The organism is Proteus sp. G2300 (assembly GCF_009915965.1).
In the GTDB taxonomy this organism is placed as follows: domain Bacteria; phylum Pseudomonadota; class Gammaproteobacteria; order Enterobacterales; family Enterobacteriaceae; genus Proteus; species Proteus vulgaris.
Genome location: NZ_JAABNK010000004.1, coordinates 154,989 through 172,703, shown reverse-complemented (window position 1 = coordinate 172,703; position 17,715 = coordinate 154,989). Strand labels below are relative to the sequence as shown.

Genomic DNA, 17,715 nt, shown 5'->3' with positions numbered 1-17,715 from the left:
TCTCCTTACACCTTTTCCACATTAACAAGGAACGCTTTAAATTCAGGCGTTTGTGTATTTGCATCACCAACAAATGGTGTCAACGTATTGGCAATAAAGCCTTTGACTGCAACACCTTCAAAGCCCCAGTGGATAGGAATACCAATGGTATCCACTTTGCGCCCATCAACATCAAGGGTTTTAATACGCTTAGTGACCACTGCTTTGGCTTTGATATAACCACGTTTTGAGCTGACTTTAACGGTATCGCCTTGTGTAATCCCTTTTTCTGCGGCTAAACGCTCACCAATTTCAATAAATTGTTGTGGCTGAATAATCGCATTTAAGCGCGCGTGTTTAGTCCAGAAGTGGAAATGCTCTGTCAGACGATAAGTTGTTCCGACATATGGGAAGTCTTCTGCTTTACCCATCTCTTTCCAGTCATCTTTAAAGACACGCGCTGCCGGGTTTGAAACCACATTTGGATGCAGTGGGTTAGTCCCTAATGGTGTTTCAATGGGTTCATAGTGCTCAGGGAATGGACCTTCTGCCATCTTATCGATAGCAAATAGACGTCCCATACCTTCCGGTTGCATGATAAATGGACCCACATCAGAACCTGGTGCAGCGTTGCTATAGTCAGGCACATCAATACCTGTCCATTTACTGCCATCCCATTCGATTAACTGACGTTTAGGATCCCATGGTTGACCTTGTGGGTCTGCCGATGCGCGGTTATAAATAATGCGACGATTAAGTGGCCATGCCCATGCCCAACCTAATGTATTACCCAATCCCGATGGATCTGAGTTATCACGGTTAGCCATTTGGTTGCCTTTTTCTGTCCAGCTACCAGAGAAGATCCAACAACCACTTGACGTTGTACCATCATCACGTAACTGAGCAAATGAGCTAAGCAGTTGGCCTTTTTTCAGAATGATATTGCCATCAGCATCTTTTAAATCGACTAATGCTCTACCATTACTTTCTTGTGCCACTTCTGCTGGTGTTGGATTATCAGGATCAAAATAATCCCAAGTCATATTCAACACTTGCTCTGGCATCGCACCGCCTTCTTCTTTGTAAAGTTGGCGTAAGCGATGGAAAATACCCGATAAAATTTCAGCATCAGGGATGGCAACGCCTGGGGCATCTCCCCCTTTCCAGTGCCACTGCAACCAGCGACCTGAGTTAACAATAGAGCCGTCTTCTTCTGCGAAACAGGTTGTTGGTAAACGGAAGACTTCAGTTTGAATATCTTCTGTCTTAACGTCGTTCTCTTCTCCGTGGTTCTGCCAGAAACAAGATGTTTCTGTGTTTAGCGGATCCATCGTGATAAGGAATTTCAGTTTTGATAATGAACGGATCACTTTGTTCTTATTTGGGAACGAGGCTACAGGGTTAAAGCCTTGGCAGATATAGCCGTTGACTTCACCTTTATCCATCATCTCAAAATATTGCAGAACATCGTAAGGTTTATCCCACTTAGGTAATAGTGAGAAGCCCCAATCATTATCACGTTGAGCGTTATCACCATAGAATGTCTTCATCATACTGACGAAGAATTTAGGATAATTGCCCCAGTAGTTTACTTGTCCTGGTACTGTCGCTTTTGGCGTATTCGCAGCTAGGTAGGTTTCTAATGACGTCTGCTTTTCAGAAGGCAACGTCAGATAACCTGGTAAGCTTTGAGATAACAGACCGAGGTCAGTTAAGCCTTGAATATTGGAGTGACCACGTAGCGCATTAACACCGCCACCCGCCATACCCATATTACCTAACAGTAATTGGATCATTGCCATGGTACGAATGTTTTGGGCACCGACAGTGTGTTGAGTCCAGCCTAATGCATACAGGAAAGATGCTGTTTTATCTTTCGCTGCTGTTTCAGCGATATATTCACAAACTTTTAAGAAATCATCTTTTGGTGTACCACAAATCTGAGTGACAACATCTGGTGTATAGCGACTCACATGTTGTTTTAACAGATTCCAGACACAACGAGGATGTTGTAATGTGGTGTCGCGTTTTGCGAAACCATTTTCATCCATCTCGTAATTCCACGTGGTTTTATCGTATTGACGTTTTTCAGCATCATATCCACTGAATAAACCATCATCAAAATGATAGTCTTCGCGGACAATTAAGCTCGCATTGGTATAAGCTTCAACGTACTCTTTTTGATATTTCTTATTTTCGAGCAGATATAAGATAACGCCCGATAAGAACGTAATATCAGTACCAGAACGAATAGGCGTATAGAAATCCGCAACAGCCGCTGTACGGGTGAAGCGTGGATCAATAACAATGAGCTTGGCATTATTATGGATTTTAGCTTCCATTGCCCAGCGGAATCCCACAGGATGCGCTTCTGCCGCATTACCGCCCATGACGACGATAAGGTTGGCATTTTTCATATCAACCCAGTGGTTGGTCATCGCACCGCGACCAAATGTTGGAGCAAGACTTGCTACCGTTGGTCCGTGTCAGACACGCGCTTGGTTATCGACGGCAAGCATCCCAAGAGCTCGGGTGAATTTCTGAGTTAAAAACCCTGTTTCGTTACTTGCTGCTGAGGCGCAAAGCATACCCGTTGTTAACCAACGGTTGACTTCTACACCTTCTTTATTAAGTTTCTGGAAGTTGGCATCGCGGTCTTTTTTGATTAAGCGCGCAATTCTGTCAAACGTTTCTTCCCATGAGAGTTTTTCCCATTTATCCGAGCCGGGTGCACGGTATTCTGGGTATTTTAAACGACCTTCACTGTGGATGAAATCCACAAGACCAGCACCTTTAGGGCATAATGCACCGCGGTTTACTGGATGGTCTGAGTCACCTTCAATATGGAATATCGTTTCTTTTGCGTTTTTTGCGCCATCGCCCAGACTATACATTAATAGTCCACAACCGACAGAACAGTACGTACAGGTATTGCGGGTTTCGCGGGCTCTCAATAATTTATACTGACGCGAACCTGCTAGCGCAACTGCTGGTGCAAAACCGAGCGCTGCCGCTGTAGTACCTGCCATACCGCCAGCACAGATCTTAAAGAACTGTCTTCTGCTGACCTGCATGGGGTCTCTCCTCATCATACATTGCTTTTACTGACTCTGATTTTCTTCACGAAAATGGAGCTGATTGTTTTTTTATTCCTATTATCCCTAATAGGATCAGGTTCATTGCCTGATAGGTAGTGTAAAATCGTTTTACCCGTATTGTTATTATGTATTAATAAATTTAGGAATTCATCTTATGGATGAAACAAAATCGACAAAATTGTTAACTAAACGTGTAATCGTTGGCGTAGATCAAACAATTGTGCAACACAAAGGATCGCTTAACAGACAAGAAAGCGATTATATTGCACTCGAAGTTCCTGTTGCATTAGTGTACAACGGAATTTCCCACGTTGTTATGATGGCAAGCCCTAAAAATTTAGAGTTGTTTGCTGTCGGATTTTCTTTATCCGAAGGCATTATAGAATCTTCTAATGAAATTCGCAGTATCGAAATTGTTGAAAGTTGTAACGGAGGCATTGAAGTTCAAATTGAATTATCAAGCCGACGTTTTATGGGATTAAAAGAGCGACGCCGAAATATGACTGGGCGTACAGGTTGTGGTATTTGTGGAACAGAACAACTTGAAGAGGTTTTCCGTCCTATTACGCCATTACCTTTTACACAAACATTTGCACTTTCTAATCTTGATAAAGCGTTAGAACAGATGACGACAGTACAAGAAATTGGTGAATTAACTGGGTGTACTCATGCTGCTGTTTGGTTATCACCAGAGGGTGAAATGCAAGGTGGTTGTGAAGATGTGGGACGTCATGTGGCTCTTGATAAATTGTTGGGCATGAAAGCGCAAGAGAAGTGGTGTCAAGGGGCGGTATTAGTCTCTAGTCGAGCCAGTTATGAAATGGTGCAAAAAGCGGCTATGTGTGGTGCTGAAATATTATTTGCAGTTTCTGCGGCAACCTCTTTAGCTGTTGAGGTCGCTAATAAATATAATGTGACGCTGGTGGGCTTTTGTCGTCGAGGAAGAGCAACCGTGTTTACTCATCCACAACGACTAACTGATTAATGAGCATGAAACACATTAAAATAGGTGTAATAACTCTATATTCTCGTATTACACCTATTTGATCTTTCACTTTATTTATATTTATGACCACAGTTTACCTAGTGTGTAATCCCATTCTTGTGGCTTAATCGGAATCCGCCCTGCATTTGGAGTAAAGGTCATTTCGCTAAAGATAAGTCTATTTTCAGACATTAAAAAATCAACACGACAATAATTAAAGTTATCAGCCATTTTTGTGGCTAACTGCAACATTTTTTCAAATTGGATTGGTTTTTCAACCGGTTCTGGCGTGTTGGGATCTTCTAATGTGAAGGGTTGTAGTAGCCAGTCTGTATCATACACATTTATATACTCATTCCCTTTGGTATCAGAAATATCAATTTCAGCATAATGAGGATGACCATGAAAACAATGAAGACGGCAGGTTGTAGGGATCATAGGGCTTTGTGTATCAAACAAATCAATATATTCTTCACAAAGAATTTGAGGTTTAATATTTTTATAATGCCATTCTCGTGTAACAGGATAGAGATTACGTTTTAAATGAAAATGGAGCTTTTTTTTTGCTTTTTCAAAATCAAAGGTTGATTTATCGAGGCAGATCACCGTGCTTCCACTGTCATGATTGCATTTCAATACAAAGCGTGAAGGGAGTTGAGAGATATCTATTTCATCAGGGTGTGAATAAGTTTTAATAATAGGAACAAGGTAGGATGAGCCTATTTTTTCTATCACATAGTCTCTCACTTTAATCTTATCTGCCAAGCGCGTATAAATCGGATTTCTATCAAACAACATACGTGCATTGATTTTTTCATTTAGTGAAGTCGGTAGTTTAAAATTAGGCTGGTAACCTAAGTTACGAATGAATTTATTCTTTAAATAAATACGATCAGGTAATGCGATAGTACGAAATTTTTTGAAATAATATTCTATAATTTTCATAAGCGAATTTATATTTTAGTTTATTTCTTATATTAAGAAATAATTAAATTTATATTAAAAAAGTATTAACTTATTGAAGCAACGATAAGATGGTTAAATAAATATCTATTTATAATTTTTTTATTAATATAGATATCAACGCATCGATATTGAGAGTATTGACAGAAATTATTTTAAATTAATATAAAATAGCGACATTAAGAGAGAATTAACAAATGTAAAAATTGATTAAGAGAATATTAATTGGATGACCACTTAGTTATATGAATAGGTTTATCCCAATTATGAAAGCGTAATCCTTTACCTGTTCGATTGCCGTGAGTATCTAATATTTCATAATACTCTTCAACAATTTGGCTACGACCACGTTGCCATTCATTGGTTGTTGCAAAAGGATCGATTAAATAGATATCACCGACAACGGTATATAGCTCACCTAAATAGCGAATTTTTTTTGTACTGCTATTTGAATAATGAGAAAACATAATTTGGTAGGTTTTATAGTGTTCAGGTTGGCCATAAGGGCCATATTTCATCGCGATATAACGAATACCTTGAGGATCAGAGCGGTTTGTACCACCTGGAACGGGCATATCTGGGGTGATATTAAAAAGAGTATACCGAGAGCTTGCAGTAGGTTGTCTTAATGCTTGTCGATAGCTTTGTGTATCGAGTCCTGTGGTGTTCCATGTTCTGTCCACCAGCCCATTTCCTGCAAAACAGGAAACAGATAATCCTAATAATGAAAGAATTATAAATAGGGACTTAGCAAACATAAATACTCCTTTATTGCCATTATGATGCCAGAAAATAAGGGATCTATTCCGTGAAACAGAGATGTAGAACCCTGTTATTTCTTGCTGTAACCCCAATCGATTCCAAAAAGTTATCAAAAAGAGAAAATAAGTGATTTTATTTTGAGCAATAAATACGTTTTTATATCGAGAGAATATAAGGTTTAATAGGTGAAAACGTATGAACACATACCAAACATTGCGAGTCGCGACAGTGCAGTTTCAGCATAAAGCGAATGATAAAACTAATAATCTAGCGAAAATTCATCAATTTATTGATAAAGCGGCGACTGAAAAGGTAAATGTTTTAGTTTTTCCTGAAATGTGTATTACGGGGTATTGGCATGTTCCTAAATTATCGGAGCACTCAGTGTATGCATTAAGTGAAAGAATTTTGGATAGTAGATCATTAGCATTAATAAAACAAAAAGCGATAGAGCATCAGATGGCGATAGGTGTTGGGTTAATCGAACGGGATGAAGATAACTCTCTTTATAATACATGGGTTGTTTGTATGCCTGATGGCTTATTACATAAACATCGTAAATTACATGCCTTTGAACATCCAATCATCAATAATGGTGAGCAATACACTGTATTTGATACCCCTTGGGGCGTCAAAATAGGGATACTCATTTGCTGGGATAATAATTTGGTTGAAAATGCACGAGCTAATGCATTATTAGGTGCTGATATTTTGCTAGCGCCTCATCAAACTGGGGGCACAAATTCACGTAGCCCATATAGCATGAAGCCCATTCCTATGATTCTTTGGAAAAACAGACACCAAGATCCAAAATCATTACAAGATGCTTTTCAAGGAGAGCATGGACGAGGTTGGTTAATGCGTTGGTTACCAGCAAGAGCCCATGATAACGGGATGTTTGTGCTCTTTAGTAATGGAGTTGGGCGAGATGAGGAAGAAATTCGCACAGGTAATGCGATGATTATTGATCCTTATGGGCGAGTCGTAAAAGAAAGTAACGCTATTACTGATGATATGGTGATTGCTGATATTGATTTGACGTTATTAGAAAACTCCACAGGAAGACGTTGGCTAACAGGGAGAAGACCTGAGCTGTATTCTATTTTGACAACGAAATTGGGTAATGAGCAAGATCCTATCTCGGTACGATTTGGTAAAGCATAATTCAATAAAAAAACAACTCACATTTTGTTAGCTGTTTTTGTTTTAGCTAGAGAATAATTTCAAAGAAAGATAGAACATTTGATTTATCAGGTTGTTGGTGTTGGTTATTAATTTTATTTATTTATTCTATGATAGAATAATAAAAGGAAAAATAATGTAGGATTAATGATTAATCATGGACACTCGTTTATTGAATGCCTTTGTTGTATTGGCTGAAACCGAACATTTTGGCGAAGCATCATCACGGCTTTGTATTAGTCAGCCTGCACTCACAAAACAAATAAAAACATTAGAAACCCAATTGGGTATTACTCTTTTTCAACGTGGGCGCCAAGGTGCAAAACTCACGCCTGAAGGACAATATTTACTTAATCAATCTCAATCAGTATTAAGAGAAGTTCGTCTTTTAGAAAAACAGGCTCGCCAATTAATTGAGCCTCAAAAGATCGAGCTTTATGCTGGGTTTGGCTTGTCATCATTAAGCTTTATCACCCCTTTATTGGCTAAATTTAAGCAAAAATATCCTAATATAACGGTTCATATTGATGATATGCCCTCTAATATAATGGAAGACAAATTACTGTTAAGTGAACTGGATTTAGCTTTTTCACGTTTGCCTATTTCTGAGCCATTAAAAGGTCTCCAATTAGCACAAGAGAGACTAATGTTAGCTGTTCCAATACAAAATATTACGGTATTAGAGGTGGATGATAATCCATTACACTATTTTGATACGCTTGGGCTTATTCAACTTGTGCCTGAAAAAGGAGAAAAGCTTTATCAGCAGATCCATGCTTTTTTAAAGTATCATCAAATAAAGCCTCGAGTATTACAACAATCACAAGATATTCAAACACAATTGGCGTTAGTTGCAGCAGGTTTGGGGGTAGCTTTTGTTCCTAATAGTGCTGAATTTATCTGTGATAAGCAAAAAGTAACACTATTACCACTTTCTGGTTTATATACACAATGGGAAATAGGTATTATTTGGAATAATAATATTAAAAATAAAGAGCGTGATCTTCTTATAAATATAGTTTCTGAAGAAATAGATATAACCTAATTAATAAAAGAGTCTTTTTTATTTTTAGATGTGATTATGTTTATAATTTTATTATATATTAAATTATAAATACTCATTTAATATTAATTGGTTTTAAAATAAAGCGATTTAATTAATTGCGAGACTGTTCACAAAAATAAACATGAAATACTTATTGGTTTTTTATGTATTTAAATAAAAAATTAAAGTAAATCATTTAATTAATCTAATTATCATAACATAAGTAGGGTTAATTAAAATCGCTCTAATTAAAATGTGTTATTTACAATAAAAGAGATTTATTTAATATTACCTACGAACAACACAGCAAACTTTATATTCGTAAGTGAAGCTAGAAAGATAGATAAAATATTAATATTTCTGTAAGTGGCTACTTGTTATTTCTATTTATAATAAGTAGCCACACCCTCAAATAAATAATAAGGAAGTTATTATGAAAAAACGTAATAAATTAGTCTGCGCATTATTTATATTAATGGGCTCTCATGCAGTACATGCTGAAATTCACTTTAATCAAAGTGGTTCTCTGACTACGATGGTTGTTGGTGAAAGTGATGCAGTTAATCGAGGTCCTCATCAATCAGCTGGAGGAGAACCGGGTGTTGGTATTAGAACGATTGGATATGGTAAAAAAATTGGTTTTGCTTCGTTAACTTCGCCAAGAATGAGTGGTGGGGCGGATAGTAATGGAATTTACACTATTCAGCCTAACGAAAGTACGCCTGCTAGTCATCGTGATATGGGGGTCTTTCACTTTGCCAAAATCACGGATGCCAATGTCTATTTTGGTGACTGGGCAAAAACAACATCAGCAACGGATGCAACACACCAAACCTATTATGTTGGTAAAGATGTTACAACCACATTACCAACGGATAGTGCCACTTATACGGTAATGGGTATTAGTCGATACAGTGGTAGTAATCTACTTTCAGGTACGTTCGATGTTAATTTCTCACAAAAAGAAATTACAGGTTCGCTGACTAATAGCCAACGTACAGTTGATTTAGTAAGCGGAAATATTTATACCGCAAATAACCAAGTGACATTTTCTGCAGATGCAAAGGAAGGGTCAACATTCGGGGTTGTTGAAGGTGCCTTTTTTGGTGAAAGTGCAGAAGCCTTAGCGGGTATTGTGGTGTTTAGTACAGATCATAAAAAAGATATTGGTTTTGGTGGTATAAAAAATAGCAGTGACAGTGAATAAATGACAGCAAGCATGGATGCTTCTTGATTTTTTCAAAAATAATATTATAGATTTATTTGGTAAAACAATCGGTTAATTCTTTAAAAGTGGTATTAGTGGTTATTACGCTAAATGTTAGCAACAGATAATCTGGTATAGGGTTATCTGTTTTTTTTATCTAAATTAAACCGATTTAAAGGAATTGTTCTTTTGTTTTTATAAGGATATATCATGAATTATTATCAACTCTTAACTAGAGGGTTACTGGCTTTATTGCTTATTTTATTTTCATTTAATGGGAGTGCAAAAGAGAGCCGCGACAAACTACTTTATTATCTTGAAACAACGAGTACAGCTAAAGTAGGTCAGCAACTTTATCACTATTTGCAACAACAACAGTGGCAAAAAGCAGAAAGATTACTGCTTTATTATCAACAACAACCTCAACATGAAGCATTACTTGTTAATTACGCAAAGGCGTTATTGGCACAAAACAGAGGTGATTTTTTAAACGCTGAATTTTATTATCAGCAACAACTTAAGCAAAAAGCCGATTTTATCCCAGCTCAAACTGGGCTAATTCAACTTTACTTTCATTTACGAGAATATAAAAAAGCACAGCAACAACTTAATCAACTGAGCAATATTATTGATTTATCTAAAGATATTATCCAGTCTATTGAGTTTTATAAGGTTAAGTTAGCCTCTTATTTTCAAGGCCAACGTTTCTATCAACTTGGCTTTTTCTATGACGATAATATTAATCATGCACCTTACTTATCTGAAAAAATTGTCTCTCAATCCACTCAAGGAAAAACGACGCTAAGAGGTGCAAAACCTATTGCATCTACAGGAATTACTCATTATTTTTCTTTTTATCAACCTTTTATTATTTATTCTTACTATACTTTTTCTTCTTATACTTATGCTAGATATATAGATTATCACTCTCATCGTAACGCCAATTTTTTTGCATTATATACACAACTGGGTTATCGCTATCAAAAACCTCAATATCAGTGGTCAATAACACCTTATTACGAAATAAAATCATCACGGGAACAATATGAATATCAAGCATGGGGAAATGAAACACAGCTTTCTTATTTTATTAATAAAAAGCAAACTATTAATTTAAGCTTGGATTATAAAATAAAGAAATATCAAAAAACGTTAAATAATTTAAATAGTAAGCGATTTAGTTATAGTGCTTACCATAACTATTATTTTAATAATAAAATACACTTAGTTAATCAATTAAATTATCAGTTAGTTCGTAAAAAAAACACTTTATTAAATTATCATCTGTATGGTATAAAAACTGGTATTTATTATCCATTGTCAGCTAATTGGCATATCTCTCTTTTTTTACAGTATCAATTTAAATATTTTAATAACTATAATCCTTTATTAAAAAAGAGAAGAAAAGATAATAGTATTATTTTTACAACCAATATTAAAAGCAAATCACCTTTTGTTTTAGGGTTTTATCCCACAATTGAATTACGTTATACCCGAAGATTAAGCAATGTGGATTGGTTATATCAATATCAGCAACATGAAGTGTTATTTAAATTAGAAAAACAATTTTAATTAAATAAGTGACTTCCTTTATTAATTGAATAGGTAAAATAATGCATGTAATGCTTTTTAGAAAGCGGAAAATTGTGTCAATCTTCGTTTCTCTATCACTATTTTCTCCTTGCTTTTATCTGCAAGCCAAAGAAGATAAAACCAATCTTGGTCATATTCAAGTTTCTGATAATAAAGAAAAAGATAAACAGGGTTATTCACACGTTTATGAAAAAGATGTTTCTAATGTTTATTTAGGAAAAGAGCTATTAGAGCGTTATCAAGGCGTTTCTCCCGCTGATTTACTAAAAAGCGCCATTGGTGTTTATAGTGGTGAAGCGCGTAATGGGGGAGCGCTTGATCCTAATATTCGTGGTATTCAAGGGCAAGGTAGAATACCTGTTACTGTGGATGGGACAGAGCAGGCAATTACCGTTTATCGAGGTTATAGTGGTGCATCTAATCGTAACTATATTGATTCTAATCTGATTAGCAGTATCTATATTGAAAAAGGTCCCTCATTAACACCTGATATGAAAACGGGTATTGGTGGGGGTATTGCAGTAAAAACCCTAGATATTCGAGATATTGTACCTATTGGCGATTCTTTTGGTATCAATTTTAAAGGAGATATCAGTAATAACTCCACACGGTATAAAGAAGTTTATACAAATATGATTGAAGATTACCGCTATTATCCAACGTTTTATCAGCAAAATGCTTACATTATTGATCCTGCTTTAGAAATAACCCCTCAAAAAAGTAAAGTACAAAATTTTCAAGATTATTCATTTCGTCTTGGAGTAGGATTTGAAGAAGAAAAATTTAACTTATTATTTGCTTATGCTCTACGAGAGAAAGGAAATTACTTTGCAGGAAAAAGGAATGCCAAAAAATATAGTGAGAATAATAAAGACTTATTAGAATCCGTTCATGTAAGGGATGGAACAAGAAATTTTGAGCCTTATTTACCTTTTATTGCTCATATTTATCGTCCTGATAATGAAGTCCCTAATACCTCTAATCGTAGTCGCTCTCTTTTAGTTAAAGGAACGTTATTTCCTGAATTAATACACCGTTTTTCTATTAATTACCGATACACTGATTTACTATTTGGCGATATTATGCCATCACGTTTAAGTTGGGTTCGTTATGATAAAAATTTAGTCAATCAGTGGCCTCTGGGAAATATTACACAACAGGCAGGAATATTAACCTATCAATATAAACCAGAAGATAAAAAAACAGATTTACTATTAAGGCTATGGGGTAATTTAACTACAGGTCATACTAATACACGAGGAGGAAAACCAAGGGAGCCAAAACAAGTGGATCCATTTTCTAATAGAAATACACAATGGGATCTCAGTTATGAGACAGGATTTATTGATACATCTTCTCTTTATCAAGAGAACAATCGCTATGGTATCGATTTATCTTCTATATTTAAATTATCGCCTCAATTTTCTATTTCATTTTCCAGTAATTATCAGTTTGAAAAATTAGACAGTGATGAATTAGAAGTACCAGCCGGTTTTGATTTTGTTACCTCAGGGCGAGCAGGGCAACGTCATGAAATTAATTTAGCCCTTTCCACAGATTGGAAGCCACTTTCTTGGTTAGCCATTACTGCTGGCGGCAAATATCATTACTATCATTTAACGGATACTTTTTTAAATAATAAGCGACGGAATAACGTAAAAGGTTATGAGAAAACCTCATCAATAAGAGGCTTTATTCTTCCTTATCGACGAACTTTAACTGCTGAGGAATATTTATTATATAGAGCCTATCACCGTATTGATGTAGAAGGTTTACCGGAAGAACTAAAGAATGATCGACGTTATCCAGAAAGCTATAAAAAAATACGTGAGTTTGTACAATCTAAGTTTATTTACCCTGAATATGAAAACTTACCATTAGAAATAAAAGAAAAGATAATTAATAGTAATGGAGTTAAAAGAGTTCAAGTTGATATGATGCAGGATGATTTTCTTCGTGATAAACAAGGAAATCTCAACATAAAATCTTCTCAAAAACGTCTTATGGTCACTGAATATACAGTCTTACTTTATGATGAAAATGGAGAGTTACCTAAAAGTAAAAACATCTTCTTAAGTGGCTATGTTGATATTAATGAAAAAGTACCTGATCCAATTACAGGTGAACTAGTTAATAAGTATGAAATGGGCGTTTTTAATTCAATACCTATTTATCTTGATGATGATAAAGATAATTTTGCACTAGAGCCCAGCTATCATCATGGCGCATTTTCACCCTTAGTGTCTGCGACGGTATATGCCAACGATATATTACGTATTTATGGACGTTATACTGAGCAACTACGGTTACCTAATCTATTTGAAGACACCAGTGGTTTTTCTGGGTCCAAAGCGCGTTATTACGGTTTTAAATTAAAACCCGAACGTGCAAAAAGTACTGAGTTAGGTGTTGTTTTCGATTTGACAGATTGGCTAAATGTGGAGCGCCATGCCGATATTAAAGTTAATTATTTTCGTACCAATATTGAAAATGTGTTTGATAGAGATACGAATTGGCAAATTAGGCAATTTGAAAAGCAAATATTAGAGGGGTTAGAGGTTCAAGCTCGCTTTGATAATGGCTTTATTTTTATGGATACAGCTTTAGTTTATAGCCATAAAAATAAAGTATGTGATAAAAATGCTTTTAGTAACTATGATCCATTTGATTTTTTGGGTATTAAAGAGTGTATGACGGGTGGTTATCCTGGTGGTTTTTTACGTACCTCTATTCAACCTAAATATTCGGTTAATTTACATTTAGGTACTCGTTGGTTAGATAATAAATTAGAAATTGGTAGTCGCTGGCTTTATTCATCAGAAGTGGAAAATAAAGATGAAAAATGGCTAAAAGAAAAATTACCACGAGAAATGTACGGTCAAAATAATAATCCAATGCGTTGGGCAAAAGTCTTTACCGTTGATGCTTATATTAACTATCAATATAGCCCTAATTTATCTTTTGAAATAACGGGCAGTAATTTATTAAATGAATACTACATTGATCCTTTAACGCGATCAGGTATGCCTGCACCCGGAAGAACATTCCGATTAGGTATGACTGCACAATTTTAACTAAAAGAGAGTAAGGAGCTTTTATTTATGTTGGCACTTTCTGTCAGGCATCCGTTTAATATTTATTATTGGCTAATAGGCATATCATTAGTTTATATCGCCATATTAAGTTGGGTGTTGCGTTCACTTTCTATGACAGAAAGTGCACACCATATTCATCAGCAACAAGAAAATACATTATCCGTTTACCAAGTGGTATTTTCACCGCCCCAACAATCTACAGTGATACCTGAGCCGATTGAAAAAATTGAGCCTCAAGACACTGCCATTATTTTTCCGAGCGCTCAACAAGGTGAATTTGTTGAAGTACAAAAAAAGCCCCCTGAAAAAATAAAAGAAAAGCCGATACCTCTAAAACCAAAACCAATTACACCAGTAAAAAAACAGGTGGTGCAAGAAAAAGTAGAGCCGACAGAACAGCGTGAGTTAGAAAGCCAAATAGCGCAAACGACATCAGAAGCCTCGGCAGAAAGCTTGACGCAACATACGGCAAGTTCGTTAGCAGGAAGAAGTCATGCATTAAGCGAGAAAGGGATAGGGCAAGGCGGATCTGATAATCACTATATTAGCTCACTGCGTCGAGAAATAGAGCGTCATAAACGTTACCCATCACAAGCACGTCGTATGCAACATGAAGGTCAGGTGGTGGTGAGTTTTTCACTCACATCAGAAGGTGTGATTTCAAGGGTTGAGATAGAAAGTACCTCGGGTATTTCTTCCCTTGATAATGCGGCTATTGCTGCGGTTAAACGCGTAAAACCTATAGGTCCTAAACCCGAAAACTTATTGAATCCTTTGATTGTTTCATTAGATTTCGAATTAAATTGAGGATTGTCTAAAACACCTAAGTTTACATCGTACTTAGGTGTTTTTTAGGAACAACTATTAGAACATAACAGTAATATCTGCTAATACCGTATTCGGTTTAGAAAAGTGTAAATAGAAATAAAGATTTGATTCATTCTCATGAGTAAATAAACAATTTAATTCAAGCTGATAGGTACGAAAATAGGCTTTATTATTTGTGATAGGGTGATTAAGTAACGGCTTTATATTATAAATAATATTGTCTTGGTTAAGCCCAAGAGAAAACTCATTTGAGGCAATCAATGAACCATTAATCGCGTTACCCGTTCTTATAAACACTGATAATTGTTGTTCGTTTTCAGCTGCACACTGTAATAATATTTTCATCTTCTGGGCGGAATTTGTTTTACCTATGGGTTCTTCTGAAGGTAAGCAAAAATAGGCCTCTTGATTTAATAAAATACAGTTTTTACCTACCAGCATATCGCTATAACCAGATTGGGCGTTACTTAACTTTGTATCAAACCCATGATTTAAATCTAACTCATAGCTTTTTTGCGGTACAGGTAAATGGTTTTCAGTTTCTAATAAAAGAGATGCGTAGCCATCATAAAAACGAAATATTGGTGCTGACTCTGTTAGCCAAGCGCCAGAATCATCATGGCATTGTTTACCATTATGTCGGCTTAAATAAAGGTTTACACCATTAAAACAGTAACCTGGAATATTGAGATAGGATTTGTTCTCTCTGTTACCTTGTCCAAGAGTAAAGCTATCATTATTTACATCATCAAGCACCATATAATGTAAAGTGCCCCAAGGTGTATCAGAAATATAGCGAACAGAAGGTAAAATTTGAGAGGGCGATAAATAGGCTTTATTACTATCTGGTGTGAAGAATGTTCTTGTTTTCACGACATCTTGGTTATCACCCGTCACACCATAACAGCCTTCATATTGAAAACTATCGGCCACTTTTTCAACGCTGAAATAGTTGTGTTTAATGCGAATAATGGCATCAATATGGGAATACGTTTCGATACTTTGCAACATTGATGTTCGGTGTAATATGTCTTTTCCTATATCAAAATAAGCGTTGTAATAACTGATTTTTGGATCATGACTATAGTCATTTCCATATAACTCTAAGCTATTCCAGCGAGAAAATGGGGTATTTAACTCAATGGCAAAACTTCGTTTTACCCAAGTCTGATAAAAAGAGAGGCCGGAGGTATAGATACCAGATAAAAAAGTATTACTTTTATTGTAATCATCTTTAAATATCCCAGAGGTTTGCTGATAAATTGCAGTATGAATTTCACGATTGAACTTATCTATACTTTCTCTTAATGTTCTTAAATTACTTTTAAAGTAATTATCACTTAATCCTAGGCTATCTTTATTGGTCAGAATATCGCAGTGTGCTGCAACAAAAAGTGCGCAACAATGGCAGTAAAAAGGGAGTCCTGCTGATTGTGCTAAATTTAAAACTAGCGGTTGTTGAGAAATAACCGTCGTAATAACATCATCGAAACGGTTTAGTACTTGTTCTTGTAAGTCTTTTTTTTGTTGCTCAGAATAATTCGCGTTAGGATCAAGATAACGGGAGAGAGTATCAGAAAATAGTTGGTAAACATCAGAAATTCCTTCCGTAGTTAACTTGATAATTTTGACATTATTGTCAGTAATTTTTGCATCAATAATATGAGAGACATGTTCAATAATCTGGTCAGCGAGAGATCTATCTTTCATATTTTTATTCATCATATTAAAGAGCGCTGAAGTGACTTTGGATAATACACCGCCAACAACAGGTACTAAGCCAATAATATGTCCAATAACTGTTTGTCCGACAATAATGGGGGCATTGAGTGGATCTTGTTCATTAAATTTATCTACAATTGTAGGCAATACATTACTGTTACGATTAATCATATCTAACATACCATCTTGTAATTCTTGATAATCGATACAATGTAATTGCTGTGTAGCGGGTAATGATGACGGACTCATGGCGATTTTTAATGGGTTTAAATGCATAACTGAAGCTCCTTATTTGAACTAATTCCAATGCTCGATTAATTCGGGTTGCCCTGATAATCCGTTATAAACCGCAATAGAAAATTGAGAGCCCCGGATGTCGACAGATAAGTAATCGCCTTTAAATAAAGCGCCACTGTTATAAACAGGAATATCACCAAAGATCTCACTTCCTCCATAGCGATTATCCTGCCCAACATAATGGGTATGACCAACAAATACAGCTTTCACACCATAATGCTCAAGCATGTATTTAAAGAATGAGAGTTCCTCTTGTGAAGAGTTTTCAGGAAAGTGTTGGTTACCATCATGAAAGTTTAACACGATGGTTTTATTACGATTTCTTGCTTGAATTAAATCTTTTTCTAACCAATCAATTGAATCGGTGACTGTAATTGTGGATGCAGCCCAGTGATCAAGCACGACATGATAGGTAGGATAGTTTTGTAATTGTACAAAATGAATATCACCATACTCCCAAGAATAGGCTTTACTGCCGGAATATTCGCTACTATCAGCTCTAAAGTTTTCAGAAGTTGCATAATGTTGATATTCTTCAATACGGTAGTGCATATCAAATACCATGCCACGAGCACAGGCATTCATACTGTAATCAGAATTACCAGGCTCAGCGCAATCACCAACATTATTTTGATAGTCATGGTTACCAAGACCGACATAGGTGTTAAATCCTAATGGGGATGGGGCAAAAAGAGAACGAAAACTTTCTCGTTGGTAACGACGACCGAATTCAGTTAAATCACCATTGATAATGCCAAAAGCAAATGATTTCTCATGGTGTAATAATTTGATGCTATCTCTGACTTTTCTAACGGTAGATCCCCAACGGTCTTGGTCATTATTGGGGTCGTTATTATCTAGATCCAGTCGCCAAGGTTGAGGGTCGGACATGACGATAATGTTGTAATCTGTCGATTTTGGGGATGTCATTTCTATATTCCTTTTTACTGAAGTTGAGG

12 protein-coding genes are annotated in these 17,715 nt (G+C 35.9%); 7 read left to right on the top strand and 5 right to left on the bottom strand.

The annotated features are described in order from the left end of the window. Positions 1–5 precede the first annotated feature (5 nt). Complete coding sequence (fdnG, locus tag GWI97_RS02090) at positions 6–3,053, bottom strand: formate dehydrogenase-N subunit alpha (protein WP_103005194.1); 3,048 nt, start codon at positions 3,051–3,053, stop codon at positions 6–8. Between the two features lie 178 nt (positions 3,054–3,231). Between fdnG and fdhD the strand changes: the two genes are divergently transcribed. Further along, positions 3,232–4,062, top strand: a complete 831-nt coding sequence (gene fdhD / locus GWI97_RS02085; RefSeq protein WP_036933450.1) for a formate dehydrogenase accessory sulfurtransferase FdhD — start codon at positions 3,232–3,234, stop codon at positions 4,060–4,062. Positions 4,063–4,143: 81 nt separating this feature from the next. On the opposite strand, the gene GWI97_RS02080 is transcribed toward fdhD, so the two are convergent. Together GWI97_RS02080 and umoA are read right to left on the bottom strand one after the other, a co-directional pair. After that, positions 4,144–5,007: an ATP-grasp fold amidoligase family protein gene (locus GWI97_RS02080; RefSeq protein WP_036933448.1), complete on the bottom strand. Its 864-nt coding sequence runs from the start codon at positions 5,005–5,007 to the stop codon at positions 4,144–4,146. Positions 5,008–5,246: 239 nt separating this feature from the next. Beyond that, positions 5,247–5,783 carry a UmoA family flagellar biogenesis regulator gene (gene umoA, locus GWI97_RS02075; protein ID WP_036933445.1) on the bottom strand — a complete coding sequence of 179 codons (537 nt, stop codon included), beginning with the start codon at positions 5,781–5,783 and terminating at the stop codon, positions 5,247–5,249. Positions 5,784–5,982: 199 nt separating this feature from the next. On the opposite strand from umoA, the gene GWI97_RS02070 reads away from it, so the two are divergent. The 6 genes from GWI97_RS02070 (at position 5,983) to GWI97_RS02045 (ending at position 14,716) form a co-directional block, all read left to right on the top strand. After that, entirely contained in the window at positions 5,983–6,951 is a 969-nt protein-coding gene (locus GWI97_RS02070; protein WP_036933443.1) for a nitrilase family protein, read from the top strand. A gap of 175 nt (positions 6,952–7,126) precedes the next feature. After that, the gene (locus GWI97_RS02065) at positions 7,127–8,014 is read left to right on the top strand and encodes a LysR family transcriptional regulator (protein ID WP_036933441.1); all 888 of its coding nucleotides are present in this window, start codon (positions 7,127–7,129) and stop codon (positions 8,012–8,014) included. A 433-nt stretch (positions 8,015–8,447) separates the two neighbouring features. Beyond that, positions 8,448–9,221, top strand: a complete 774-nt coding sequence (locus GWI97_RS02060) for a Slam-dependent surface lipoprotein (RefSeq protein ID WP_036933439.1) — start codon at positions 8,448–8,450, stop codon at positions 9,219–9,221. 210 nt (positions 9,222–9,431) lie between these two features. Further along, the gene (locus GWI97_RS02055) at positions 9,432–10,793 is read left to right on the top strand and encodes a surface lipoprotein assembly modifier (protein WP_036933438.1); all 1,362 of its coding nucleotides are present in this window, start codon (positions 9,432–9,434) and stop codon (positions 10,791–10,793) included. Positions 10,794–10,834: 41 nt separating this feature from the next. Beyond that, on the top strand, positions 10,835–13,888 hold the full coding sequence (locus tag GWI97_RS02050; protein WP_036933435.1) for a TonB-dependent receptor domain-containing protein: 3,054 nt from the start codon (positions 10,835–10,837) through the stop codon (positions 13,886–13,888). Positions 13,889–13,915: 27 nt separating this feature from the next. Then, positions 13,916–14,716, top strand: a complete 801-nt coding sequence (locus GWI97_RS02045) for an energy transducer TonB (protein WP_036933433.1) — start codon at positions 13,916–13,918, stop codon at positions 14,714–14,716. Positions 14,717–14,773: 57 nt separating this feature from the next. On the opposite strand, the gene GWI97_RS02040 is transcribed toward GWI97_RS02045, so the two are convergent. Then, positions 14,774–16,735 (bottom strand): insecticidal delta-endotoxin Cry8Ea1 family protein, encoded by a 1,962-nt coding sequence (locus GWI97_RS02040; RefSeq protein ID WP_082239429.1) that lies wholly within the window; start codon positions 16,733–16,735, stop codon positions 14,774–14,776. Positions 16,736–16,756: 21 nt separating this feature from the next. Beyond that, the gene (locus tag GWI97_RS02035; protein WP_036933432.1) at positions 16,757–17,686 is read right to left on the bottom strand and encodes a metallophosphoesterase; all 930 of its coding nucleotides are present in this window, start codon (positions 17,684–17,686) and stop codon (positions 16,757–16,759) included. Positions 17,687–17,715: the final 29 nt, after the last annotated feature.